We start from the raw sequence: 24,209 nt of genomic DNA, 5'->3' as shown, positions 1-24,209 counted from the left end.
GAACCCCCGGAAAACGATATATGGATTCCGCAATGGGCGGGCAATGGTCGTGCAACGGCGGGGCAATAGCCTCTCCCTATGGTGATCCGGACATCACCGGATTTTCGATCGGATGCACCATGACCGATATTGTCACCCCCGCCGCAGCGTCGACCTCGGCGGACCCGAAGGCCGCGGCCCCGCCGCCGGCCTACGACCCACGCCTCACCAATGACGATCTGGCTCCCCTGAAGGAGCAGCGGTGGGGCTCGTATCACATCTTCGCGTTCTGGATGTCGGACGTGCACAGCGTCGGCGGATACGTCACGGCCGGCAGTCTTTTCGCGCTCGGCCTGGCGGGCTGGCAGGTGCTGGCCGCACTGCTGATCGGCATCACGATCGTATATTTCCTCTGCAATCTGGTCGCCGCGCCCAGCCAGCGCGCCGGTGTCCCGTACCCGGTCATGTGCCGCAGCGCCTTCGGGGTGATCGGCGCGAACATTCCGGCCATCATCCGGGGCCTGATCGCGGTGGCCTGGTACGGAATTCAGACCTATCTCGCCTCGGCGGCGCTGATAGTTGTTGCGATCAAACTGTTTCCGAGTCTCGCACCGTACGCCGTGGCGAGCCATTACGGATTCCTGGGTCTGTCGCTGCTGGGCTGGTGCGCCTACCTCGTGCTGTGGGTGATTCAGGCGGCGGTGTTCTGGCAGGGCATGGAGTCGATTCGCAAGTTCATCGACTTCTGCGGTCCCGCCGTCTATGTCGTCATGTTCGCGCTGTGCGGGTATCTGATCCACAAGGCCGGCTGGGGTGCGATCAATCTGCAGCTCGGTTCGGTGAAATACCACGGCTGGGATGCGCTGCCGGTGGTGCTGGGCGCCATCGCGCTGGTGGTGTCGTACTTCTCCGGTCCGATGCTGAACTTCGGTGACTTCTCGCGGTACGCCAAGTCGCTGGGGGCGGTGCGGCGCGGGAACCTGCTCGGCCTGCCGGTGAACTTCCTGGCGTTCTCGCTGCTGGTGGTGATCACCGCGTCGCTGACCATTCCGGTGTACGGGCAGCTCATCACCGATCCGGTGGAGACCGTGGCGCGCATCGACTCCACCTTCGCGATCGTGCTGGGTGCCTTGACCTTCACCATCGCGACGGTCGGCATCAATATCGTCGCCAACTTCATTTCGCCGGCCTTCGATTTCTCGCATGTGAGCCCGCAGCGGATCAGCTGGCGTATGGGCGGCATGATCGCCGCGATCGGGTCCGTGCTGATCACGCCGTGGAACCTGTACAACAATCCGGATGTCATCCATTACACGCTGGAAGTTCTCGGGGCTTTCATCGGACCGCTGTTCGGGGTGCTGATCGCGGACTACTACCTGGTGCGCAAGCGGACCATCGTGGTGGACGACCTGTTCACCATGTCGGAGTCCGGAAGGTACTGGTACCGCAAGGGATTCAATCCAGTGGCGGTCATCGCGACCGTGGTGGGTGCGATCTTCGCGGTCTTCCCGGTACTGGCGACGAGTCTGTACGGAATGAACACTGCGGCGCAATACAGTTGGTTCATCGGTTGCGGGCTGGCGCTGGTGACATATGTCCTGATCGCCAAATATTTGCCGGGTCTCAATTCGCAGTCGAATAAGACTGTGTCGCCGGTAACATAAACCGCACGGGGGCGCGTATTAAAGCGCACACCGCCGAAATCTGCTTTTCCCAGTCGGAATTAGTACCGTGGAAGACATGCAGCTCTCCCGGTTCACAGATCTCGGATTGCGCGCCCTCATGCGACTGGCCGTCAGTAGTGGCGCCGAGGAACGAGTCACCGTCAAACTCATTGCCAGACAGGTGAACGCCTCGGAGAACTATGTGGCCAAGGCGGTCTCCAAACTCGCCGAACTCGGGTTCGTGGAGTCCCAGCGCGGCCGCACCGGCGGCATCTTCCTCACCGCCGCCGGCCGCACCACCACCCTCGGCAGGATCACGCGCGCCCTCGAAGGCGACTGCGAGGTCATCGAATGCACCGGCGACAATCCCTGCCCGCTTGCGGGTGCCTGCAATTTGCGGGGCGCCCTCGGGCGGGCCCAGGAGGCCTTCTACGCCGAGCTCGATCGCTACACGATCATGGACGTGGTGGATCAGCGGACCGTGGATTTGCTGTACATGCCGTACATACCGTCGGCCGCATTCGCAAACGAATAGGAGATCCCCATGACGATCGCACCGGATTCCGCGCTGCCCGAGGCCCTCGAGTTGGAAGCCGGGCACGCAGAAGTCATCCGGGCGACGCTTCCGCTCGTCGGGGCCCGCATCGACGACATCACCCAGCTCTTCTATCGCACGCTGTTCACCGCGCACCCGGAGCTGTTGCGCGACCGCTTCAACCGCGGCAATCAGCAGCAGGGCGCGCAGCAGCGGGCCCTGGCGGCCTCCATCGCCACCTATGCCACCCACCTGGTGGATCCGGCCCTGCCGCATCCGCGAGAGTTGTTGTCCCGCATCGGCCACAAGCACGCGTCGCTGGGCGTCACCGCCGCCGAATACCGCATCGTGCACGAGCATCTGTTCGCCGCGATCGTCGAGGTGCTGGGTGCGGAGACGGTCACCGAGGAGGTCGCCGCCGCCTGGGACCGCGTGTATTGGCTGATGGCAACCACTCTCATCGACCTCGAACGGTCGCTCTACGACACCGCCGGTGTCGAGGCCGGAGACGTCTTCCGGGAAACCCGGGTAGTGCAGCGCATCGACGATCCCGCCGGCGTTGCGGTCTTCGTGGTGGAATCCGCGGACGCCGATCGGCCACTGCCGGAATTCGTGCCCGGGCAGTACATCTCGGTCGGCGCGGACCTGCCCGACGGCGCCCGTCAGTTGCGCCAATACAGCCTCACCAACCGTTCCGGTGACGGGCGGCTCGCCTTCGCGGTGCGAAAGGTGGTGGCGGAGGCCGGAACTCCGGCCGGCGAGGTCTCGGCCTGGCTGCACGACACCATCGGCGTCGGCGATGAACTCCAGATCACCCTGCCCTTCGGCGACCTCACCATCGATCCCGCGGCCACCACGCCGCTGGTCCTGATCTCCGCGGGCATCGGCATCACCCCGATGGCGGGCATTCTCGAGTACCTGGCCGCCGCGGCGCCGGCCCGGCCCGTCCAGGTCCTGCATGCCGATCGCTCGGCAACCACCCATCCGCTCCGCGAGCGCGTCACGGATCTGGTTGCGGGCCTGCACAATGCGGAGGCGCACGCGTGGTACGAGAAGGACGGCGACGGCCTGATGAACCTGTCCGGAATCGAGTTCCCCGCGGACGCCGACTACTACCTGTGCGGCGGTGCCGGCTTTCTCCAGTCCGTTCGCACTCAGCTCACGGCGGCCGGAATCTCCGGCAACCGAGTGCATTTCGAACTCTTCGCCCCCAACGACTGGCTGCTCGACGCCGCTGTCTAGCCGGTAAACGTCACAGTCGTCCCGAAACCCTGTAGGCCGGGAGCCTGTGCGGCGCCCTTCGTGGCATGCCCGCACAGGCTCCCGGCCTTCGTTCCGGGCGGTGGTCGCGGCCGCCCGGGACTGTATGAGGTCCGGCGGATCAGGCCGGAGTGTGGCCCGGGTTCGGGCGCGGAGCGCGGCCGGAGGCGGCGATCACCCGCAGCACACCGCCCAGCCACGGGGTGTAGCGCTGCGGGTAGGCGGCCACCGCGGGAGCCAGGGAGCCGGGGTCGATCCAGGCGATCTCCTCGACCTCGGCGGGATCGGGTTCGGGAGTGGCGTCCGTCAGCCGGCCGATGAGCACGTGGTCGAATTCGAACTCCACCCGGCCGGTGCTCGGGTCGTCGGCCTGGTAGGTGAACTTGCCCACCTCGGTCAGTTCGGCGGACAGGCCCATCTCTTCCCGCAGGCGAATCACCGCGGCCTCGGCGACGTCCTGGCCGGGTGCGGGATGCCCGCAGCAGGTATTGGTCCACAGCAGCGGGAATCGGGTCTTCACGGCCGCGCGCTGCTGCAGCAGCACCCGGCCCGCGGGGTCGAACAGCAGTACCGAGAATGCCCGGTGCAGGCGTCCCGGTGCGGTGTGCGCCGCCGCTACCGGCAGCGAGCCGACCGGCCGGCCCTGCTCGTCCACGAGCTCGACGAGCAGGGCTTCACGGTCGACCGCCGGGGTGGCGTCGGATGCGTCGATAGTGCCGGTCACTTGCCCACCTTATCGGCGACGATCAACAGGTACTGGAAACTCCCCTCCTTGTAGGAGGTCAGGAAGGGCTTCTCCACACCCGTCGCGAGCTCGGACTTCGTGCGCATCTCCCAGTACGGGATGGTGGCCGCGGTGAGGTCCGTCACCGCGGCGGGCACCAGGCCATTGGCGGCCAGCGCGGCGAAGTAGCGGCTGCGCGGATGGATATTGCAGCCGTAGTGGGCGTCGATCCAGCTCACCGCGGCCGAGCGGGCCCCGAACAGATCGTTCGAGCAGCCGGTAATGCACACGTACCGTCCGCCCGGTTCCAGCAGTCGCGAGAATTCCGCGAACAGCTCGAAAAGGTCGACGTACATGGTGGTTTCATTGGTCCAGATGCCGCGCCGGGAACCCGTGTCGAAACCGGTGTCGAGCATGTTGGCGAAGTGGAACTTCACCTTGTCCGCCACGCCGCGGTCCGCCGCCTGCGCATTGGCGAATTTCACCTGGTATTCGGAGATGGTGACGCCGTCCACGCCGCAGCCGAAACGCTGATTGGCCATGAAACTGGTTCCGCCACGGCCGGATCCACCGTCCATCAGGCGGTCACCGGGGCGGACATCGCCGAGGCTGTCCAGCAGCAGGTCGGCCTGTGCGGTCTCCAGGCGGTGCAGATCCGTGACAATGCGCTCCTGGCGGGTCTCCTCGGGGCCTTCCAGGACCGACCAGTCCGGCTCGCCGATGCCGTAATGGTGGTGATAGAGACCGTCCACCTCACCGAGTTTGGTGTTGACCCGATCGTCGTTGGGGTTGTTGTTCCAGTAGGCGGCGACCGATTTCTGATAGGCGGTCTTCAGGACACCACGGGCGGGGGCCTCGGACGTGCCGGGTGCGGACGTGTCGGCTTCGGACGTACCGTCGGAGTGGAGCATGGTCATGCGAGGTAATCCTCTCGATCGCGGATAGGGACAGAGGAACCCGGCCGGGGCTCAGTTCCTCTCGTTGTAGCGGCGGCTGTCGGCATGCCAGGCGCGATTGCCGCCCATCCAGGCCCACAGGCCGCCGAGGAAGCGGCGTAATTCGGGGGAGCCGGTGGCGGCGAGCGCGCCCGCCTCGGCCTCGAAGCGGTGCACCAGTTCGTCGTGGACCTCGGCGGTGCGCTGCACGGCCTCGCGACGGGAGCACTGCTCCTCGGCGGCCAGCACCGTCGGCAGATTGAATTCCCTGCCGTCGGAGAGGTCTTCGCGGGCCATGGAGTAGAGGTCGTTGACCATCTGACTGGCGAGCGCGGCGGTGGTGGTCACCTTGCGCACCCGGGGGTCGGTGTATTCGGCCGCCAGGAGCTCGTAGCCGCCGACCGCGTCGAGCGGGGCCATGCACGGGAGGAAGCTGTGCGGCTGCCGATTCAGCAGGTACTCCCACACCGGTGGCATGCGGCCCGCCATCCGCCAGCCGGCCTCCGCGCCGAGCGCGATGAACCAGCCGGCGATCTCGGTCCGCAGCCGCGCCACCTGGGCGGGCGAGGCGAATTGGGCCAGATGCTCGAAGGAGGTCCGGAAGGCCCGCAGAATCGGATCGCTCTGCAGCGCCTGCTCCACCTGCGCCTGATACCGGGCCGGCAGGAACACCGGATCCATTGTCGCGGCTGCCAATTCGAGCCGTGGCCCGAGCTCCGCCGCGGCACTGGACCTGGTCCCGTCCGGCGCGATATCGCTGGCGTCCTCCTCGCAGTAGTAGTCGTCCACGGACCACTCCGACACCGCGCACTTGGCCACCGCCAGCAGCCGATCCGCATCGTCGCAATCCGGATGCGCCAGCATGATCAACCGCCCGAAGTCGGCCTTCCGTAATTCGTCCAGCCGCCCCTCGTACAGCCCGATGGCCTGCGCCCAGGCCAGAATCCCCTCGTTCACCGCCGCCGCCAGCACCGGATCATCCCGCACCGGCGGCGGACAGTAGAGCGCCGGAATGACCTGCCCCTTCGCCTTCCGCCGCGTGAACGTGGTCCCGATCCCACTGGGCCCGTGCGCAACCTGCCGTTGCCCTCCGGAAGACCCACTGCCGGTGAGTAATCCGGCGGCCTCCCATGCCGCCCGCCCCGCCCCGTCCACCGCACTCGGCGCCCCCGGCGCGGCGGCCACCGAGGTGGCGACCGCCGGAGCCGCAGCATCCGCCTCGACCACCGTGTCGGCGCGGGCTGCCGGGGACGTCGGTGCAGCCGGCGCGTCCTGGGGCGGGTTGGGACGCCGCCAGTGCGCCGAGGTAGATCCGAGACCGTTGGGGCCCTGCGGCATTCGGCCCGGTCGCGTCGGTTCGGCCGCGCCCGAGTTCGTGGGTGCGGGCGATTCACCCGGGACGGGGGTGCCGATGGGGCGGCGATAGGTCGACCCGGTGCCGACTCCGGTCGGGCCGGCGGGCTTCGGCGGACGCGAGGCTGTCGCGCCTGCTGGAGGTGCGGCCGCCATGGGTGATGTTGCGGGCAAGTGTGTTTCGGGTGGGGTGGGAGAACCGCCGGCGGCCGGCGGCGCAGGTAGGCCGCCCGACCCGAAGGAGCGAGGGATCGGGCCCGGAGGGGATTTGCGGCCTTGCGCGGTGTGCGGGGGCGCGACCGCACCGCCGGAAGGGGCCGGGGGGTGGCCTGCCCGCTGGGCGATCTGGGCTATGGCCTCGAGGGTGGGGAGGTTCGGGGTCACGGCGGGGGCGCCCAGGCCGCTGGGACCGAGGAGGCGGCGGGGGCCGTGCGCCTCGGCGGCATCGGACTCGTCGAGGCGTGAATCATCCAGTGGGGCAGGTGATTCCGCGGCGAAGAGCGTGGCCGGGGCGTTGGGGTCGAGATTGGTCAGGAGTGCGGCGACAGCCGCCGCCACCTCGTGGGTGGCGGGCGGCGCCGCGGCGCGGGAGAGCACCGACATGGCCTGCTCCGATCAGTCGGACTGCCGGGCGACCAGCACATTGTCGAGAATGCCGAGCGCGTCGGGGACCAGGACGGCGGCCGAGTAGTAGCAGGAGACCAGGTAGGAGATGATCGACTGGTCGTCGATGCCCTTGAACCGCACGTTCAGGCTGGGCTCGTACTCGTCGGGAATCCCGGTCTGATGCAGGCCGACGACGCCCTGCTCCTTCATGCCCGTGCGCATGGCGAGAATGGAGGTGGTCTGGGTGTCGCTGACCGGGATCTTGCTGCACGGATAGATCGGGACGCCGCGCCAGGAGGGCACGCGGTGGCCGTCGATCTCCACCGGGTCCGGGTAGATGCCGCGCTTGTTGCATTCGCGCCCGAAGGCCGCGATCGCCTTGGGGTGGGCCAGGAACAGTTTGGTGCTGCGGCGCATGGCCAGCAGCTCGTCCATATCGTCCGGGCTCGGCGCGCCGGACTCGGTGTAGATGCGCTGTTTGAGATCGCAGTTGTTGAGCAGCCCGAAGTCCTCGTTGTTCACCAGGTCGTATTCGCGGCGCTCGTAGAGGGCTTCGATGGTCAGTCGCAACTGCTGCTCGATCTGATCCATCGGATCGTTGAACAGATCCGCGACGCGGGTGTGCACCCGCAGCACGCTCTGCGCCAGGCTGAGCTCGTACTGCCGCGGCTGGGCGTCGTAGTCGACGAAGGTGCCTTGGAGCAGTGGCTCCCCGGAATGGCCGGAGGCGACCAGGATTTCGGCCTCGCCCTGCTTGTTCTGCGGCTTCGGCGGTGCGGAGGCGATGGCCTCCAGATGGCGCTGCAGCGGCGGGATGTTCTCCAGTAGTTGGTCGAGCGCCGAGCGGGTCAGCACCAGCATGGTGGTCGGGGTGACCGTCTTGACCGTCACCGGCCAGAGCACGTCGCCGTCGGTGAGGGTTTCATCGCCGAAGAAATCGCCGCCGGCCAGCATGCCGAGCTTGGTGGTCTCGCCGTATTCGCCGGTGCCGATCTTGGAGAGCTTGCCGTGCACGATCAGCATGACCTGATCCATGGGGTTGCCGAATTCGGCGACGATGGTGCCGGCTTCGAGATTCCGCTGTTCGAAGCGCCGGGCCACGGCGGCCAGGATCTCTTCGTCGTCGAAGGTGCGGAGCTGGGGGAGTTCCTGCAGTTCCAGCGGGATGACCCGGGCGTTGGGCCCGTCGATGATGTATTCCACCTCGCCGTTGCCGACGGTGTGCGTGAGCCGCCGGTTGACGCGGAAGACGCCGCCTTTCACCTCGTTCCAGGGCAGGGCGCGGGTCAGCCACCGGGAGGTGATGCCCTGCATCTGGGGTTCGGATTTGGTGGTGTGCGCCAGCTGGGAGGCGGCGCTGGTACTGAGGGATTTGCGGTGATTGGTTTCGGTCTGGATGGGCGATTCGATGGTCATGCTGCGGTCCTCACCTCTAAAGGCCACCGCGATTTTGAGCAAAGCGGTGGAGTCCATGGCGAAACAGCAGGCCCGTTCGGGTCTGCGAGAGCTGAATGAGTGAGTGAAAGAACAAGCGCGACAGTGCGTTCCAGCGCTACCGATGGTAGTTCCGCTCGTTGTACGGCCGCAGTAAAACGCATAAACATGATGGCCAGTACATTGCTGTGAATCCGGCTGTGGGCTTTGCCGCCTCGCACTCGCGGAATGCCAAGGCGCGCGGTGGGTCTCGGCAACTCGATGATGACCGGGGGAATGTTGTTCCGGATGGGTGGATTCGCAGGTTCACACGTTTTTCGCCGAACAACCGGACGGTCGGATCTGCTTGCCGATTGCTACGTTTGAGAAGGCCGATCGGTCTGTATTCGTTAGCTCTCATGGTGCTGGTCACAAGCCCCGCGAAGTAAGCTGGCCTTATGGCAAGCTCATCGGGACGCGTCGGGGCGGATGACGCTGGTCACGAGCAGGGTGAGGCTGGGAGCAAAGCCGTGAAATTCAATACGAGGTCCGTGGTGGGTCCGATGCAGCGCCTGGTGGCGACGGCCCAGAACGGACTGGAGGTGATCCGGTTCGGGGGACTGGCTCACGACATCGAGTCCTCGCCGTACGAGGTCACCGAACGCAAGCGCATGTACCGGCTACGGCACTACTTCCCCGACGACACCACCGCCGATCGGCCCGTCGTGGTGCTCGTCCCGCCCATCATGGTGAGCGCCGAGATCTGGGACGTGAACGCCGCGGACGGGGCCGTCGGCATGCTGCACACCGCCGGAATCGATTGCTGGGTGGTCGATTTCGGCTCGCCCGCCACCGAGGAGGGCGGCTGGGACCGCGACCTCGCCGACCATGTGCTCGCGGTCAGCAGCGCCGTCGACACCGTCACCGAACTGACCGGGCGCGCCGTCCATCTCATGGGCTACTCGCAGGGTGGCATGTTCGCCTATCAGACCGCGGCCTACCGCTACGGCAAGGGCGTGGAATCGATCGTTACCTTCGGCAGCCCGGTGGACGCCGTCGCGGGCATGCCGTTCGGGCTGCCGCACGGCCTGGTCTCCGACGCCGCCGACTTCCTCACCGATCATGTGCTGAATCGGCTGCCGATCACCGATTCCATGGTGCGCCTGGGCTTCCAGGCCCTGGACCCGGTCAAGACCGCCCGCGCCCGGCTGGACTTCCTGCGCCAGCTGCACAACCGCGACGCCCTGCTGCCCAAGGAGCGGCAGCGCCGCTTCCTGGAGGGCGAGGGCTGGCTCGGCTACCCGGGTCCCGCGCTCACCGATCTGCTGCAGCAGTTCGTGAAGCACAATCGAATGATGCTGGGCGGCTTCGTGATCCGCGACCAGCTCATCTCCCTGGCCGAGCTGAAATGCCCGATCCTGGCCTTCGTCGGCGAGGTCGACGATATCGGCCAGCCCGCCGCCGTGCGCGGCATCGTGCGCGCCGCACCCAATGCCGAGGTATTCGAAGCCAGTTTGATCGCAGGGCATTTCGGCCTCGTCTCCGGTTCCACCGCCACCCGCCAGACCTGGCCGCTGGTGCGCGACTGGGTGAACTGGCAGTCCGGCCGCGGCGAGCTGCCCGAGCAGATCCAGCACATGAGCCTCGAGGTGGCCCGCAAGGGCCCCAGCTCCGGCTTCACCCGCGCCGTGCACGCGCTCGGCAGCCTGGCCGAGGCCGGCACCAGCCTGGGCAAGACCATCGAGGGCGTCGCGGGGCAGACCCTGCGTGGCACCGTCGAACTCACCGGTGAGGCCGCCCGCGCGCTGCCCCGCCTCACCCGGCTCGGCATGATCCAGCCGCACACCCGGATCTCGCTGGGCCGCCTGCTCGGTGAGCACGCCCGGAACAATCCGTCGCGGGAATGCTTCCTGTTCGAGGATCGCGTGCACACCAACAAGGCGGTGAATCAGCGCATCGACAATGTGGTGCGCGGCCTCATCTCCGTCGGCGTGCGCCCGGCCACCCGGGTCGGCGTGGTCATGGAGACCCGGCCCAGCGCCCTGGTCGCCATCGCCGCCCTGTCCCGGCTCGGCGCGGTCGCCGTACTGCTGGCGCCCGGCAGCGAACTGACCAAGGTGGTCGAGCTGACCGGGGCGCGACTGCTGCTCGCGGATCCGGAGAATCTGGCGGCGGCCGTCGCCACCGGGCATCGAGTGCTGGTGCTCGGCGGTGGCTCGCGTGACGCGGGCACCGATCACCTGGGTATCCCGCTCGGCAGCGATGTCGTGGATATGGAGCAGATCGACCCGGACGCGGTCAGCCTGCCCGCGTGGTACCGGCCCGATCCGGGCCTGGCGCGCGAGCTGGCGTTCATTCTGGTCACCGGTACGGGCGATCACTTCGACGTCAAATACATCACCAATCACCGGTGGGCGCTGTCCGCGTTCGGTACCGCGACCGCGGCCGACCTGGACCGCAATGACACCGTGTATTGCCTTGCGCCGCTGCACCATTCCTCTGGACTATTAGTCAGCCTCGGTGGCGCGGTGGCGGGTGGCAGCCGCATCGCGCTGGCTCGTTCGCTGGACCCGGCCCAGTTCGCCGAGGAGGTGCACCGGTACGGCGTCACGGTGGTCACCTACACCTGGACCATGATGCGCGACATCCTGGACGCCGACACCTTCCCGAACGGGCATCCGCATCCGATCCGGCTGTTCATCGGGTCGGGTATGCCCGCCGGACTGTGGCGGCGCACCCAGGAGCGTTTCGACGCCCGCGTGCTGGAGTTCTACGCGTCCATCGAGGGAGATGTGGTGCTGGCCAACGTGTCCGGCATCAAGATCGCCTGCAAGGGCCGGCCGGTGCCCGGCACCGCCCGGGTCGAACTCATCGCCTACGACCCGACCACCGACGAAATCCTGGTCGACGATTCGGGTTTCGCGCGCCGCTGCGCCGATAACGAGGTGGGATTGCTCATCGGCACCGCCTCCGACACCGTCGACCTCTCGGCCGGCGGCCTGCGTGGCGTCTTCGCGCCCGGCGACTCCTGGATGCCGACGGAGAACCTCTTCCGCCGCGACAGCGACGGGGACTACTGGCTGATGGACCGCCGCGACACCGTCATTCACACCCCGCGCGGGCCGGTCTACACCCAGCCCATCGTCGACCTGCTGAACGACATCACCGCCGTGGACATGGAGGTCGCCTTCGCGGTCCCGGTCCGTGACCGCATCCTCGCCGTGGCCGCGGTGAGCGTCCGTGACGGTTTCACCCTGGCGCCCAAGGATGTCAGCGAGGCCGTTCGCGCGCTGTCCCCGGCGCAACGGCCGGACATCGTCTACGTGGTCGACGAGATCCCGCGCAGCTCCACCTTCCGCCCGTCCACGCGTGCCGTGCAGGCCGCGGGCCGCGCCGAACCCGACGACCGGACCTGGTGGTACAACCGGGAATCCGAGGCCTACGAGGTGCTCACCCCCGAACTGGTCACCCGCCTGTTCTCCTGATCCGGTTGAACCGGCGGGCCCGCCGATCCGTTAATGATGTGTGGGTAGGGCTGAAAAGCCTTATCCAACATCATATTTCCGGATCGACTTACCTCGAAGGGGGTAGGCGGGATGACGCAGGGGACTCGCACGGAGGTTGCGGAAGACGTTGATCGGGACGAGGTTCCGATCCTGCGCAGAGTACTGGCCGAGGGGGTCGGTACTTTTGTGCTGGTGTTCGCAGGGGTCGGGACGGCGGTGCTGGCCGGCGGCAGGGTCGGGGCGCTGGGGATTGCACTGGCCTTCGGATTCACGCTGCTGTGCCTGGTCTACGCCATCGGCCGGGTATCCGGATGTCATATCAATCCGGCGGTGACGCTCGCTCAACTGGTGCTGGGACGCATTTCGGTCGTCGCGGCGGCCCTGTACGTGGCCGCGCAGGCGGTCGGCGGACTGGTGGCCGGTCTGCTCGTCTACGGGGTAGCCAGTGGCCTGCCGGGATACCACCGTGCGGACGGATTGGCCGCCAACGGATTCGGTGAATACAGTCCCGCCGCGAAGGGCGGGCAGGACGGGTACGGGCTCTGGGCCACGATCACGATCGAGGTGGTGCTGACCGCGCTGCTGGTGTTCGTGGTGCTGTCGGTGACCGAGCGGGTGGCCGATACCGCGCTCGCGGGGCTGGCCATCGGCATCACGCTGGCGGTGACCAATCTGGTCGCCATCCCGGTGGACAATGCCTCGATCAACCCGGCACGCAGTCTGGCCTCGGCGCCGTTCCAGGACGATGCCCTGGGTCAGCTGTGGGCCTTCATCGTTTTCCCGCTGGTGGGCGGGGTGGTCGGCGCGCTGGTCTACGCCGTCGTGCACGGCCGCCCGATCAGACGGTGAACGAAGTTACCCCGTCGACCACACGCGCCAGCTGCTCTTCGGTCAGTCCCGGCCAGAGCGGCAGGCGCACAACGGTTCCGGAGAACTCGGCGCTGCGCGTGCACGGCACCGGAGTGCGGCCCAGTTTCAGCCCCGCGGGGCTGGAATCCAGTGGCACGTAATGGAACGGCGCCACGATGCCGCGTTGCGCCAGATGCGTGATGAGGTCGTCGCGGCGGTGCTCGGCGGGCACGCGCAGGTAGTAGAGGTGCGCCGTGTGATCGCGATCGTCCGGGACCGTCATGAGCCGGACATCATTGCGGCGCGCCCACTCCGGGAGCGCGGCGGTGTAGGTGTTCCACACCCGGTGCCGGTTCTCCTGGATGGTGTCGAACTCGCTCAGCTGCGCGTCCAGCACCGCGGCGTTCAACTCGCTGGGCAGGTAGCTGGAGCCGATGTCCTGCCACGAGTACTTGTCCACCGCGCCGCGCAGGAACCGCGCCCGGTCGGTGCCCTTCTCGCGGATGATCTCCGCGCGCGCCATCAGGATCTCGTCGGTGAGCAGCACCGCGCCGCCCTCACCGCAGTGAATGTTCTTGGTGTCGTGGAAGCTCAGCGCGCCGATGGTGCCGATGGTGCCCAGCGGGCGGCCCCGCCAGCGGCCGCCCAGGCCGTGCGCATTGTCCTCGATGATGGCGATGCCATGGGCGCCGGCGAGGCGCTGCAGGCCCTCCATGTCCGCCGCCACGCCGCCGTAGTGGATCACCATGATGGCCTTGGTGCGCGGGGTGATGAGCCGCGCCACCGACTCCGGGTCCAGATTGCCGGTGGATAGGTCGATATCGGCGAAAACCACTGTGGCGCTGCGCAGGGCCATGGCGGTCGCGCTGGAGGTGAACGCGAAGCTCGGGACGATGACCTCGTCATCCGGGCCGAGTTCCAGGAGCAGCCCGGCCATTTCGAGCGCATGCGTGCACGAGGTGGTCAGCAGCGCGTACGGCGCCCCGGTGACCTCGCGCAGCTTGGCGGTGGCCGCCGCGGTGAACGGCCCGTCGCCGTGACTGTGGTCGGAGGACAGCACCGCTTCCACATTGGGCAGCTCGCGCGCGGCACGGAACGGGCGGCTGAAGATGATGCGGTCAGTGCTCACCCGGGTCTGTCCCTCTCATTGCTGCGTCGTATTCGATTTCACGGTAGCGGTTTTCGCGCGGTTCGGGCCGCGGCGTGGGCGAATCCACTGTCAGGTATAGCGGTTTGCCCACCAGGACGTGCAATGCCACACCGAGATATTCGGCGATCAGGCCGAGCGAGAACAGCACCGCGCCCGAACACAGCAGCAGCACCGTCATGAGCGAGGCCCAGCCCTCCGGGTCGGCGCCACTGTCGGTGAGGGCCTGATAGACGACCCACGCCGCCATCACCCCGCCGACCACGGCCAGCGTGACGCCCAGCAGGCTCACCAGGCGCAGGCCGCGGGTTCCGCTGCACAGCACCATCTTCCAGAACAGCGAGAACAAGCGGCGGTAGTTGTAGCCGGAGTCCTCGCGGCCCTCGGCGCGCAAGGTGACCGGCACCTGCGCGACATCGCCCACCACCCAGGTGAGCGCCACATCCAAATACACTCCGTTGGAGGCGACTCCGGCCAGCTGCCGCGCGATATCGCCGCGGATCAGCCGGTAGGACTCGAACCGGGTGGAGTCCGGGAACGCGAACAGCGTGGCCAGCACCACCTTCGCGCCGCGCGAGGTGATATTGCGCAGGAAGCCGTGCGGGCGGGTATTGCTGGGCTTGGAGTACACCAGGTCCGCGCGCTGGTTCAGTGCCGCGTCGAGGAATTCGCCGATGAACGCCGGATCGTGCTGCCCGTCCTCGTCCATGGTGACGGTCCAGTCGCCGTGCGCGGCGGCCATGCCCGCGATGGTGGCGGCGTCCTGTCCGTAGTTGCGGCTCATCCACACCACCCGCACCTGCGGATAGGTTTCGGCCAGTTCCTGCAGCACCACATCGGAGCGGTCGGGGCCGTGGTCGTGCACGAGCACGATGTCGTCCACCCGGAAGAGCGCGCCGTCCGGCGTCGTGACCGGTCCGCCCAGTTTGTCCAGCTCGGCGACGAGCGCGGCGATGGTCTCCTCGCCCCGGTACACGGGCACCACGACGGACACGGCGTGCACCCGCCCGGAGGGGCCGGGGGCGCCGCGTCGATCGGTCTCGGACCGAGGGGGGCGGGCAGACGGAATCGGCATCAGCTCAATCGACTTTCGAGGACGGTGCGCGCCGGAACTTCTCGCTGAACAGCAGAGTTCGAGCCGCCGTGAACTTTAACACGCTGCAGGTCGCGACAATCGGGGCGCAGGCTGATCATGGCCACATCATTCCTTACGTCCGGAATCTCCCAACGGACTGGGACAATGCCATCCGGCGAAACGCACTGTAGGGTCTGGAACTCGTGGTGGAAAGCTCAATTTCCGAGGTGGTCGGGGCCACCGAATCCGAGGCCGATGAACGGGCGGCGCGGCGTGCAGTGAACCGCTGGGGCATGATCACCGTCGCCGGTGTCGCGCTCGGATACCTCGCGGTGGTGCTGGCAAATGCCCGGCACTTCTTCACCGATGACACTGAATCCCAGTACACCGGGCTCTGGGTGTTCTTCGGTCGCGCCTTCCGCGAGGGTCATTTCCCGCTGCTCATTCCCGAGCAGTGGATGACCGGTAATTACACCAATGAGGAAGCGGGACTTTTCAATCCGCCGCAGCTGCTGATCGACCTGATCGCGCCCTCGGTGCCGAACCTGGCGGTCTACGCCACCCTCATCAAACTCGTCTTCGCGATCATCGCCGGCCTCGGCGTGTACCGCGTCTGCCTCGCGTACGGTTCCCGCCCCGAATGGGCCGCGGTCGCCGGCGTGGCAATGCCCTTCACCGGCTTCTTCCTCTTCTTCGACGAGGCCAGCTGGTACACGGCCATGACCGGCACGGCCTGGATGATCCACGCCTGGGCCTCCTCGGTGCGGTATGCCCGCGGCAAGGGCGGCCCCATCCCGGTCTTCATCTATCTCTATCTCGCGATCACCGTGCAATACGTGTTCCCGGCGGTGGAAGCGGTGCTCATGCTCGTCGCCGTCGCGGTGGGCGAAGTGGTGCTGCGCGGGAAGGCATCCTGGATGCCGCTGCTGCGGCTGACCGCCGCCGCGGGCTGCGCGGGTCTCGCCGGTCTGGCGACCTTCCTGCCGAGCATGTTGTCCGCGCAGGTGAGCTGGCGTGGCAATTCGCAGATCAATAACGACATGTTCCTGACCGTGCCGTGGTCGGAATCGCTGAATGCCAGCCTGCCCAGCACGATGCCCGCATTCCAGTCGTGGTGGGGATACGTCCAGCCGCTGCCCATGACCTATATCGCCTGGTTCCTGATTCCGGCACTGGCATTCGTGGACTGGGCCGCGGCGCGGGCACGGTGGAAGGAATTCGTCTCCATCGCGCTGTTCGCATTGATGGCATTGATGTGGACGGCCGGGCCCGGTGTGGTCGGGCCGCTACGCTGGCCCGCGCGGGTACTACCCATGCTGGCGCTGGGTCTGCTGGTGCTGGTGTGCGTGCTGCTCGGGCGATTCGGCACGGTACGCAATTGGCGTAATCGCGGCATTGCCGCGGGAGTACTGATCCTCGCCCTGTGGGTGCGCACCTTCTCCGCCGACCCGCACGATGTGCTCTGGCATGTGCTGTCAGCGGTCATCGTGGCGGTCCTCGGTGCGGCGGTGGTGTGGCTGGGCCGCACACGCGGCGTCGCAGCGGCGGCCGCGCTGACGCTGGCCGCCGTCATACCGATCGCCTATTTCCAGGTGCGGTCCGTGCAGCCTACGCCCATGTCCTGGAACCTGCCCGCGAACCGGGAAGACGCCAAACAGGTCTTCCCGAAGTTCGCCGACGGCACCACGATTCAGCTCTCCGACCGCGGTCTGCTGCAGCCCGCGGACAAGAGCCTGCAGGGCGCGTACGGCTCCCTGGTGTGGGGCAACTACGCCAAGGACCTGGAACGCAACTACGTCAACGGCTATACACCCAACGGGCACTTCTACTTCGGGCAGATGCTCTGCATGGCCTGGGACGGCAGTGTCTGCCCCGACGCCTACCGGCGCATGTTCGCGCTGGAACCCGGCACCGGCCGCACCCTCGCCGACCTCATGAAGGTGGACCGAGTGGTGTTGCAGAAGGCCATGTTCCCCGACGCCGGTAACCAACCCGCCCCGGACGGCTGGCATTTCGTCGACGTTCCCGGGCACCAGAAATACATCTGGGTGCTGGAACGCGACAACGGCCCGATCTCCGCCGTGAACGGCCGGATCGCCGACGCCCGCAACGTCACCGCGAACTCGTTGTCCGAGACCGACACCACCAGCCGCGTGCGCGTCACCTCCGACAGCGGCGGCCGCCTCATCTTCTCCCGCCTGGCCTGGCCCGGCTACCGCCTCACCCTGGACGGCAAGAGCGTCCCCTTCACCACCGTCGCGAAAGTCTTTGTCGCCGTGGATATCCCCGCCGGCACCAAGGGCGCCGTCCTCGACCTGACCTGGCGCCCGCCCGGCTGGAAGATCGGCATCGGCAGCGCGGCGGCCGGCCTCCTCGGTCTCTGCCTCCTGCAATACCTGTGGTTCCGCGGTCGCCGCCCCGGCGAAGACCACGCCGACCCGGTCAATCCGGAACCGACCCGAGAACTGGTGGACTCCCTCTCGTGACAACCACCGACAACCCGGGCAGCGGGCCCGCGGCCGCCGCGCCGGCCGGCACCGAGATCACCGCCGAATCCGGCCCGGCCGGCCCGCTGCTGCGGCTGGTGCGTCGTCAGGAAGTGGCCTACGCCTTGGTCGGTGGCTTCAACACCGTCCTCGGCATGGTCCTCACCGTCGTCTGGCTGACCGTCCTACACGGCGTGGTCTCGGAGAATGTGGCCGCGGCTCTTTCCGTAGCGCTGGCCTACTGCGTAAGCATGGTCATCGCCTTCGTTCTCCATCGCACACTGGTGTTCCGGGTACGCGGCCACCTGGTCCGGGACTTCATAGCTTTCGTAGGCGTGAACCTGGTGGGCATGCTCCTCAACATGGCCCTCCTCCAAGGCGCCGTGTCTCTCCTCCACGCCCCCGACAAGCCCGCCGCGGTAGTGGTCATGGCCTTCGTAGCGATAGTGAGCTACTTCGGCCACCGCCACATCTCCTTCCGCCGCACCCACGATGCACCCCCCACCCACGAGGCCCGGTAGTTTGTCCTCCATGCCGGACGAAACCTTGGACGCCACCCTCCTCACCCTCCTCGCCTGCCCCCAGGACAAAGGCCCCCTGACCCTCGTCCACACCGAATCCGGCGCCCAGGAGCTCTACAACCCCCGCCTCCACCGCGCTTACCCCGTCGACAACGGCATCCCCGTCCTCCTGGTGGACGAGGCCCGAGACATCACCGACGAGGAACACACCTACTTCCTCACCCAGTCCTGAGCAGTCTCCGTCAGGTGGGTGGGAGGTCACCGGTGAAGTAGCGCTGGAGGGTTGGGCCGACCAGGGCTACCAGTTCTTCCAGGGGCATGGAGGCGATGGGCTCGAGTTGGACGATCTTGCGGGCTACCAGGATGCCGGCCAGTTGGGAGGCGGCGAGGACCGCGCGTTTGGCGCCGGTGCCGGGGGGTGAGTCGACGCGGGGGCGGATGTCCTTCAGGACGACGTCGAGCATGAAGGTGCGGGCCAGGGCCGGGTCGCCGCTGCCCAGGACGGCGCGGAAACCGGCGATGGCTTGGACGCCGAGGGGGGAGTCCCACACGCCGACGACCGTTCGGACCAGGGTCTCGCCCAGGTGCTCCACCGGCACCGCGGCCAATTGCGCCAGTACGATTCGCGGATCGATGGGGAGTTGTAGTGCGGCGGCGAGTAGTTCGGCCTTGGTGCCGAAATAGTGGTGCACCAGTGCGGGATCCACGCCGGCGGCGGTCGCTATGGAGCGGATCGACGCGCGGTCGAAACCTACCTCGGCGAACCGTTCCCGGGCGGCGTGCAGAATCGCCTCCCGGGTGCCGGAATTGCCGGGGCGCCGACCACTGCGCGCGTTGTTGGCGGACGTCACGCGGTGCGCCGCCGTAGGGTCGCCGCGCCGAGAATCAGTGCGACGGCGGCGAATGCGGCCACGACCGCCAGATCCCGCCACATCAGACCCGTCGCGCCGGTGTGCGTCGAAACCTGCTGTAGTGCGTCCACCGCATAGCTGAGCGGGAGCACGTCGCTGATGGCTCCCAGCCAGCCGGGCAGCTGGCCGCGCGGCACCAGCAATCCGCACAGGAAGAATTGCGGCAACACGATCACGGGCATGAACTGTACGGCCTGAAACTCGGTGCGCGCGAACGCACTTGCCAGCAGGCCCAGCGCGACGCCGAGTACCGCGTCGAGGATCGCGATGAGCACCACGAATGCCGGACTGCCCGCCGAGTTCAGTCCCAGCAGCCAGAACGCCACCAGGCACGCGACCGCCGCCTGCGCCGCCGCGGCGACCGAGAATGCGCTCGCATACCCGGCCAGCAGATCCAGCTTGGAGATCGGCGTGGTCATGAGTCGCTCCAAGGTCCCCGAAACCCGTTCGCGCTGCATGGCGATCGCGGTGATCAGGAACATGACCACGAACGGCAGGATGCCGAGCATGGTGATCCCGATCCGGTCGAACAGCCTCGGTTCGCCAGGGAATTCCGGATAGTTCTTGTACACGAAGTAGAGCAGCGTCATCAGCGCCGCGGGCACCACGAGAATCATGGCAACCGTGCGCCGATCGGTGCGCAGTTGCCGCAGGATCCGCAGGGTGGTGGCGGTGTAGCAGCGCAGCGGCTGCGGCCCGGCCGGTCGCGAAAGGGTGGCGGTCACAGCTCTTCTCCCATCCGGATCAGCTTGAGGAAGGCGTTCTCCAGGCTGGATTCGCCGGTGTCGGACCGCAGTTCGGCGGGGGAGAGCTGAGCCAGCAGCCGCCCCTCCCGCATGAGCAGCAGTTCATCGCAATGCTCGGCCTCGTCCATGACGTGACTCGAAACCAGCAGTGTGCGCCCCTGTTTCGCGAGCGCGCGGAACTGCTCCCAGAGATCCGCGCGCAGTACCGGATCCAGCCCGACGGTCGGTTCGTCCAGCACCAGCAGTTCCGGATCGGCCACCAGCGCGCAGGCCAGCGATACCCGGGTCCGTTGCCCGCCGGAGAGCTGATTGCCCCGATGCCGCGCATGACTGCCGAGCCCGACCGCCGCGAGCGCGGTCTCGACCTCCGCGGCCGAAGCCCCGTACAGCGCACCGAAATACGAGACGTTCTCGGTGACGGTGAGGTCGTCGTAGATGCTGGGCGCCTGGGTCACGTACCCGACCCGCTGCCGCAGCTCTTTCGACCCGGCTTCCTCGTCGAGCACGGTCACCGTGCCCTTTTCGAGGATCTGCGTGCCCACGATGCTGCGCATGAGCGTGGTCTTGCCGCAGCCGGACGGCCCGAGCAGCCCGGTGATGCTGCCGCGCGGCACGGTCAGCGAAATGTCCTGGAGTACCTGGTGCCCGCCGCGGCGCACTTCGAGGTGTGCGATGGCGATGGCGGGCGGGGCAGTGGTCGGCGCCGTCACAGTCACCCTCAATTCATCGAGTGTTGAATTCACTACGTGGTGAATTGTGCGCCCGGACGTGGGATGCCGCAAGCCCCGCCACGCGGGAGATCGGCGGCATCCTCGCCCATATGTACATGGGAATATGCGCATTAAGGCATGTATGTCCGGATCGGTCTGACGAAACCGTGACAAACCCGGCCGAATCGGCCAGTCGGCCAGTATTCGAACCCGGAACCGCCGAGAATCGCCGGAGTACCCGGATCCGCCGTGCGCTCGCCGGCCGATCGGGATCCTCGCCGCCAAGGAGACCGTATATGCGCGTATTGCTCACCGGCGCAGCCGGATTCATCGGCTCGCACATTCACCGCACCCTGCTGGACGCGGGTCACGAGGTGACCGCCCTCGACCTCATGCTGCCCGCCGCCCACGGCCCCGACGCGGCGCCCCCGGCAGGCGTGGACCGCGTCGACGTCCGCGACCCGGAAGCCCTCGATGCCCGCCTGACCGGCATCGACGTGGTCTGTCACCAGGCCGCCGTGGTCGGCGCCGGCGTCAGCGCTCAGGACGCCCCCGCCTACGCCAGCCACAATGACCTCGGCACCGCCGTCCTGCTCGCCGCCATGGATCGGGCGCAGGTCGGTCATCTCGTACTGGCGTCGTCCATGGTCGTTTACGGCGAAGGCCGGTACATCACCGCCGACGGGACGGAGGTCGCCCCGGGTCCGCGGATCCCCGCCGACCTCGACCACGGCCTCTTCGACAACTACGCACCCTCCGGCGAGCCCCTGACCTGGTCCCCCATCGACGAGGACGCCCCACTGCGCCCGCGCAGCCTCTACGCCGCGGCCAAAGCGGCGCAGGAGCATTACGCGGCGGCCTGGTCCGCGGCTACCGGCGGCACCGTGACCGCACTGCGCTACCACAATGTCTACGGCCCCGATATGCCCAGGGACACACCGTATTCGGGTGTCGCCGCCATCTTCCGCTCATCGCTCGAGGCGGGGGAGTCGCCCCGGGTATTCGAAGACGGCGGGCAGACCCGCGACTTCATCCACGTGCACGACATCGCCGCGGCCAATCTCGCGGCCGTCGAGCAGCCGATCGGCCCGTTCACCCCGCTGAACATCGCCTCGGGTCACCCGATCACGATCGCGGAAGTGGCTGCCGTGCTGGCCACCGCGCACAATGGCAAGCCGCCGGTGGTGACCGGTGACTACCGTTCCGGCGATGTCCGCCATATCGTGGCCAGTCCCCAACGCGCCCGGCGTGCACTGGGTTTCACCGCCGTCATCACCCCGGAACGCGGTCTGACGGAGTTCGCCACCGCACCCCTGCGTGCCACGGCCGCGGCCGGAGCGCCCACCTGGCGCTGACCCTCAGGCGCCGCCGTCCGCCGAAACGCGTTCGCGCATGAGGAATTCCACGGTCGCCTCGAACGCCTCGTCCACCCGCGCGCGATCCCCGGTGGTGATCAGATCCAGCTGCAGGCCGCGGACCTGCGCGAGAATGAACGTCGCTGTCCGCGAGACGGTTTCGGCGGGCCAGTGATACCGCAGCAGCTCCCGTTCGATGACGGTCAGCCAATCCGTGACCAGCGCCGACACCGGATGATCCGGCGTGCGAGCGGCGGTGGCGACCAGTTCGAACAACACCAGGAACTGGCGTTGCTCCCGCGGCCGGCACAAATGCTGCCACGCCGCGCGCAGCAGTTCCGGCGGCGAGTCCACCGCGCGCAGTTCCTCGCTGAGCAGCCGCTCCTCGAAATCGGCGCGAATATGCTCGAGCACCTCGGCGATCAGTGCTTCCTTGGTCGCGAAATGCCTGATCAGCGTGGCGTGGCTGACGCCGAGCGCCCGCGCGGCCGGTCGCAGTGACAGCTCCCGTACGCCATTGTCGAGCACGTATTCGGTGGCGGCGGCGAGTAGTTCCGGCCGGCGATGCTGGAAGCGCAAGGTCCGGCCGTCGATCCTGGTTTCCGCTTCTGGTGCCCGCATGTGCGAGATATTACCGTTCCGAACGGTTACCTAACCGACTGGTACGGCTATTCTCGGGGAGTGCGGCGGGACAGCGCGCCGGCGAGTGAGGAGAGAACATGAGGTACGACGAATACCGCGCGTACGACGCGGTCGGCCTGGCGGAACTCGTCGCGAAAGGCGACGTGCACCCCACCGAGCTGCTGCAACTCGCACTCGACCGCACCGCGCAGGTCGATCCCTCGCTCAATGCGATCAGCCTGCTCATGGAACAGAACGGCAAGGAACTCGCACAGCGCGCCGACCTCACCGGACCCTTCGCGGGCGTCCCGTTCCTCATCAAGGACCTGGGCCAGGACTACGCCGGCTACCCGACCTCCGGCGGCACCGGACCCCTGCGCAAGGTGCCCGTCACCCGCAACAGCATCGTGGTGCAGCGCTGGCTGGATGCCGGGCTCGTCGTCTTCGGCAAGACCACCACCCCCGAATTCGGCAGCAAGGCCATCACCGAAACCCGGACCTTCGGCGCCACCCGCAATCCGTGGGACACCGGCCGTACCCCCGGCGGCTCGTCCGGCGGTTCCGGCGCGGCCGTCGCCGCGGGCGTCGTGCCCATGGCCGGAGCCAGCGATGGCGGCGGTTCGATCCGAATTCCGGCCGCCTGCAACGGTTTGTTCGGTCTCAAGCCCGGCCGCGGTGTCGTCCCCAGCGGTCCCGTCGTCGGTGATCCGCTGTTCGGCGCGGTGAGCGAGGGCGTGCTGTCCCGCAGTGTCCGCGATACGGCGGCCATGCTCGACGTGCTCAGCCCGCCCGACCCGGGCGCCCCGTACGGGGTGCCCAGCCCCGACCGCCCGTACCGCGACGCCGTCACCGAACCGCCGCGGCGCCTGCGCATCGGTTTCACGCATGCCGCGCCGCAAGGTACGCCCGTCGACCCGGAGGCCGTGCGCGCCGTCGAACAGGTCGCCGCTCTTCTCGAAAGTCTCGGCCACACAGTCGAACCCATCACCCTTGATATCGACGGCCGCCAGCTCGCCTTCGATTTCATGACCGTGTGGACCGCCTCGGCCGCCGCCGAACTCGAGCAGGCCTGCCGCGTGGGCCACGCCTCGCCGGCCGATTTCGATATCGACACCCAGGTACTGGCCGCCGTCGGCCGCGGCGTCCCGGCCCCCGAACTCATGGCGGCCCATGCCCGCTGGAACACCTACACCCGCGCCATTGCCGACTTCCACGCCGGCCACGACCTGCTGCTGACCCCCACCCTCGCCGAACCGCCGCTGCGCATCGGCCAGAACCGCACCCCCGCGGCGGCGGACACCCTGCTACCGCCGCTACTCCGCCTCGGCGCCGGAAAAGTCCTGGCCCGCACCGATTTCTACCGCAACCAGGTGACAGCCAACCTGTCCGCGGTCCCGTTCACCCAGCTGGCCAACATCACCGGCCGCCCCGCCATGAGCGTCCCCACCCATTGGACCGCCGCCGGCCTGCCGCTGGGCACCCAGTTCGTGGGCCCCACCGGTTCGGAATACCTGCTGCTGCAATTGGCCGCCGAGCTGGAGGCCGCGCAGCCCTGGTTCGACAAGCACCCGCCCGAACCGATGGTCTGAGCTGTCGTGCGGGTGTACGCGGACCGGTCCCCTGGATCCGGCCGCGTGACCTGCGAGGAACAGCCGGCCGGCCGGAATCGTCGGCGGCGTGCGCCGGAATGGACAACGGCCCGGAAGCTGCGGGGCTTCCGGGCCGCTTAGTGCTCCGGGCGTCGTGCACGTATCCGACGCCCCGTACTGCGTTGTCGGCCGGCGCCCGCGGAGGCGGCTGGAGTCTGAGATAG

At 67.7% G+C, this 24,209-nt stretch carries 20 protein-coding genes; 10 read left to right on the top strand and 10 right to left on the bottom strand.

The annotated features are described in order from the left end of the window. Positions 1-119: 119 nt before the first annotated feature. From ACIP5Y_RS40055 to ACIP5Y_RS40045, 3 genes are all read left to right on the top strand, one after another. On the top strand, positions 120-1,643 hold the full coding sequence (locus tag ACIP5Y_RS40055) for an NCS1 family nucleobase:cation symporter-1 (RefSeq protein ID WP_400358152.1): 1,524 nt from the start codon (positions 120-122) through the stop codon (positions 1,641-1,643). Between the two features lie 76 nt (positions 1,644-1,719). Next, positions 1,720-2,178 carry an RrF2 family transcriptional regulator gene (locus tag ACIP5Y_RS40050; protein ID WP_400358150.1) on the top strand — a complete coding sequence of 153 codons (459 nt, stop codon included), beginning with the start codon at positions 1,720-1,722 and terminating at the stop codon, positions 2,176-2,178. Positions 2,179-2,187: 9 nt separating this feature from the next. Further along, positions 2,188-3,420: a globin domain-containing protein gene (locus tag ACIP5Y_RS40045; RefSeq protein WP_400358148.1), complete on the top strand. Its 1,233-nt coding sequence runs from the start codon at positions 2,188-2,190 to the stop codon at positions 3,418-3,420. 139 nt (positions 3,421-3,559) lie between these two features. Here the strand turns inward: ACIP5Y_RS40045 and idi are convergent, their stop codons facing one another. From idi to ACIP5Y_RS40025, 4 genes are read right to left on the bottom strand one after another with little or no spacing between them, the layout of a single operon-like run. After that, a complete protein-coding gene (gene idi, locus ACIP5Y_RS40040; protein WP_400358146.1) occupies positions 3,560-4,162 on the bottom strand; it encodes an isopentenyl-diphosphate Delta-isomerase in 603 nt (200 codons plus the stop codon). Then, the gene (locus tag ACIP5Y_RS40035; RefSeq protein WP_400358145.1) at positions 4,159-5,079 is read right to left on the bottom strand and encodes a geranyl diphosphate 2-C-methyltransferase; all 921 of its coding nucleotides are present in this window, start codon (positions 5,077-5,079) and stop codon (positions 4,159-4,161) included. The genes idi and ACIP5Y_RS40035 overlap by 4 nt, the downstream gene beginning before the upstream one ends. Positions 5,080-5,130: 51 nt before the next feature. Further along, positions 5,131-7,053, bottom strand: coding sequence for a family 2 encapsulin nanocompartment cargo protein terpene cyclase (locus tag ACIP5Y_RS40030; RefSeq protein WP_400358143.1), 1,923 nt, complete (start codon positions 7,051-7,053; stop codon positions 5,131-5,133). Positions 7,054-7,065: 12 nt separating this feature from the next. Further along, entirely contained in the window at positions 7,066-8,472 is a 1,407-nt protein-coding gene (locus ACIP5Y_RS40025) for a family 2B encapsulin nanocompartment shell protein (RefSeq protein WP_400358141.1), read from the bottom strand. A gap of 560 nt (positions 8,473-9,032) precedes the next feature. On the opposite strand from ACIP5Y_RS40025, the gene ACIP5Y_RS40020 reads away from it, so the two are divergent. Together ACIP5Y_RS40020 and ACIP5Y_RS40015 are read left to right on the top strand one after the other, a co-directional pair. Beyond that, positions 9,033-11,954 carry an AMP-binding protein gene (locus tag ACIP5Y_RS40020; protein WP_400358960.1) on the top strand — a complete coding sequence of 974 codons (2,922 nt, stop codon included), beginning with the start codon at positions 9,033-9,035 and terminating at the stop codon, positions 11,952-11,954. A 111-nt stretch (positions 11,955-12,065) separates the two neighbouring features. Continuing rightward, positions 12,066-12,824, top strand: a complete 759-nt coding sequence (locus ACIP5Y_RS40015) for an aquaporin (RefSeq protein WP_400358139.1) — start codon at positions 12,066-12,068, stop codon at positions 12,822-12,824. On the opposite strand, the gene rffA is transcribed toward ACIP5Y_RS40015, so the two are convergent. Then, positions 12,814-13,953, bottom strand: coding sequence for a dTDP-4-amino-4,6-dideoxygalactose transaminase (gene rffA / locus ACIP5Y_RS40010; protein WP_400358137.1), 1,140 nt, complete (start codon positions 13,951-13,953; stop codon positions 12,814-12,816). The two genes, ACIP5Y_RS40015 and rffA, sit on opposite strands and share 11 nt — an antisense overlap. Beyond that, positions 13,943-14,974 carry a glycosyltransferase gene (locus ACIP5Y_RS40005; RefSeq protein WP_400358958.1) on the bottom strand — a complete coding sequence of 344 codons (1,032 nt, stop codon included), beginning with the start codon at positions 14,972-14,974 and terminating at the stop codon, positions 13,943-13,945. The genes rffA and ACIP5Y_RS40005 overlap by 11 nt, the downstream gene beginning before the upstream one ends. 365 nt (positions 14,975-15,339) lie before the next feature. On the opposite strand from ACIP5Y_RS40005, the gene ACIP5Y_RS40000 reads away from it, so the two are divergent. The 3 genes from ACIP5Y_RS40000 to ACIP5Y_RS39990 are packed head-to-tail and all read left to right on the top strand — an operon-like array spanning position 15,340 to position 18,285. Beyond that, complete coding sequence (locus ACIP5Y_RS40000) at positions 15,340-17,532, top strand: hypothetical protein (RefSeq protein ID WP_400358956.1); 2,193 nt, start codon at positions 15,340-15,342, stop codon at positions 17,530-17,532. Next, positions 17,529-18,053 carry a GtrA family protein gene (locus ACIP5Y_RS39995; RefSeq protein WP_400358135.1) on the top strand — a complete coding sequence of 175 codons (525 nt, stop codon included), beginning with the start codon at positions 17,529-17,531 and terminating at the stop codon, positions 18,051-18,053. Before ACIP5Y_RS40000 ends, ACIP5Y_RS39995 begins: the two co-directional genes overlap by 4 nt. Before the next feature lie 10 nt (positions 18,054-18,063). Continuing rightward, a complete protein-coding gene (locus ACIP5Y_RS39990; RefSeq protein ID WP_400358133.1) occupies positions 18,064-18,285 on the top strand; it encodes a Trm112 family protein in 222 nt (73 codons plus the stop codon). 10 nt (positions 18,286-18,295) lie between these two features. Here ACIP5Y_RS39990 and ACIP5Y_RS39985 read toward each other — a convergent pair whose 3' ends face one another. Genes ACIP5Y_RS39985 through ACIP5Y_RS39975 form a run of 3 tightly spaced genes read right to left on the bottom strand, consistent with a single transcriptional unit; the run spans position 18,296 to position 20,426 of the window. After that, on the bottom strand, positions 18,296-18,904 hold the full coding sequence (locus ACIP5Y_RS39985; RefSeq protein WP_400358131.1) for a TetR/AcrR family transcriptional regulator: 609 nt from the start codon (positions 18,902-18,904) through the stop codon (positions 18,296-18,298). Further along, positions 18,901-19,689 (bottom strand): ABC transporter permease, encoded by a 789-nt coding sequence (locus ACIP5Y_RS39980; RefSeq protein WP_400358130.1) that lies wholly within the window; start codon positions 19,687-19,689, stop codon positions 18,901-18,903. The genes ACIP5Y_RS39985 and ACIP5Y_RS39980 overlap by 4 nt, the downstream gene beginning before the upstream one ends. Then, positions 19,686-20,426 (bottom strand): ABC transporter ATP-binding protein, encoded by a 741-nt coding sequence (locus tag ACIP5Y_RS39975; protein ID WP_400358128.1) that lies wholly within the window; start codon positions 20,424-20,426, stop codon positions 19,686-19,688. The genes ACIP5Y_RS39980 and ACIP5Y_RS39975 overlap by 4 nt, the downstream gene beginning before the upstream one ends. A 290-nt stretch (positions 20,427-20,716) precedes the next feature. On the opposite strand from ACIP5Y_RS39975, the gene ACIP5Y_RS39970 reads away from it, so the two are divergent. Further along, positions 20,717-21,775 (top strand): NAD-dependent epimerase/dehydratase family protein, encoded by a 1,059-nt coding sequence (locus ACIP5Y_RS39970; protein WP_400358126.1) that lies wholly within the window; start codon positions 20,717-20,719, stop codon positions 21,773-21,775. A 3-nt stretch (positions 21,776-21,778) separates the two neighbouring features. Here the strand turns inward: ACIP5Y_RS39970 and ACIP5Y_RS39965 are convergent, their stop codons facing one another. Continuing rightward, positions 21,779-22,396 (bottom strand): TetR/AcrR family transcriptional regulator, encoded by a 618-nt coding sequence (locus ACIP5Y_RS39965; protein WP_400358124.1) that lies wholly within the window; start codon positions 22,394-22,396, stop codon positions 21,779-21,781. A gap of 98 nt (positions 22,397-22,494) precedes the next feature. On the opposite strand from ACIP5Y_RS39965, the gene ACIP5Y_RS39960 reads away from it, so the two are divergent. Next, on the top strand, positions 22,495-23,985 hold the full coding sequence (locus ACIP5Y_RS39960) for an amidase (protein WP_400358123.1): 1,491 nt from the start codon (positions 22,495-22,497) through the stop codon (positions 23,983-23,985). The last annotated feature ends 224 nt before the right edge of the window (positions 23,986-24,209 follow it).

The organism is Nocardia sp. NPDC088792 (genome assembly GCF_044750615.1).
Lineage (GTDB): Bacteria > Actinomycetota > Actinomycetes > Mycobacteriales > Mycobacteriaceae > Nocardia.
The sequence above is the reverse complement of the archived record's forward strand: the minus strand, read 5'-3'. Positions and strand labels throughout refer to the sequence as shown.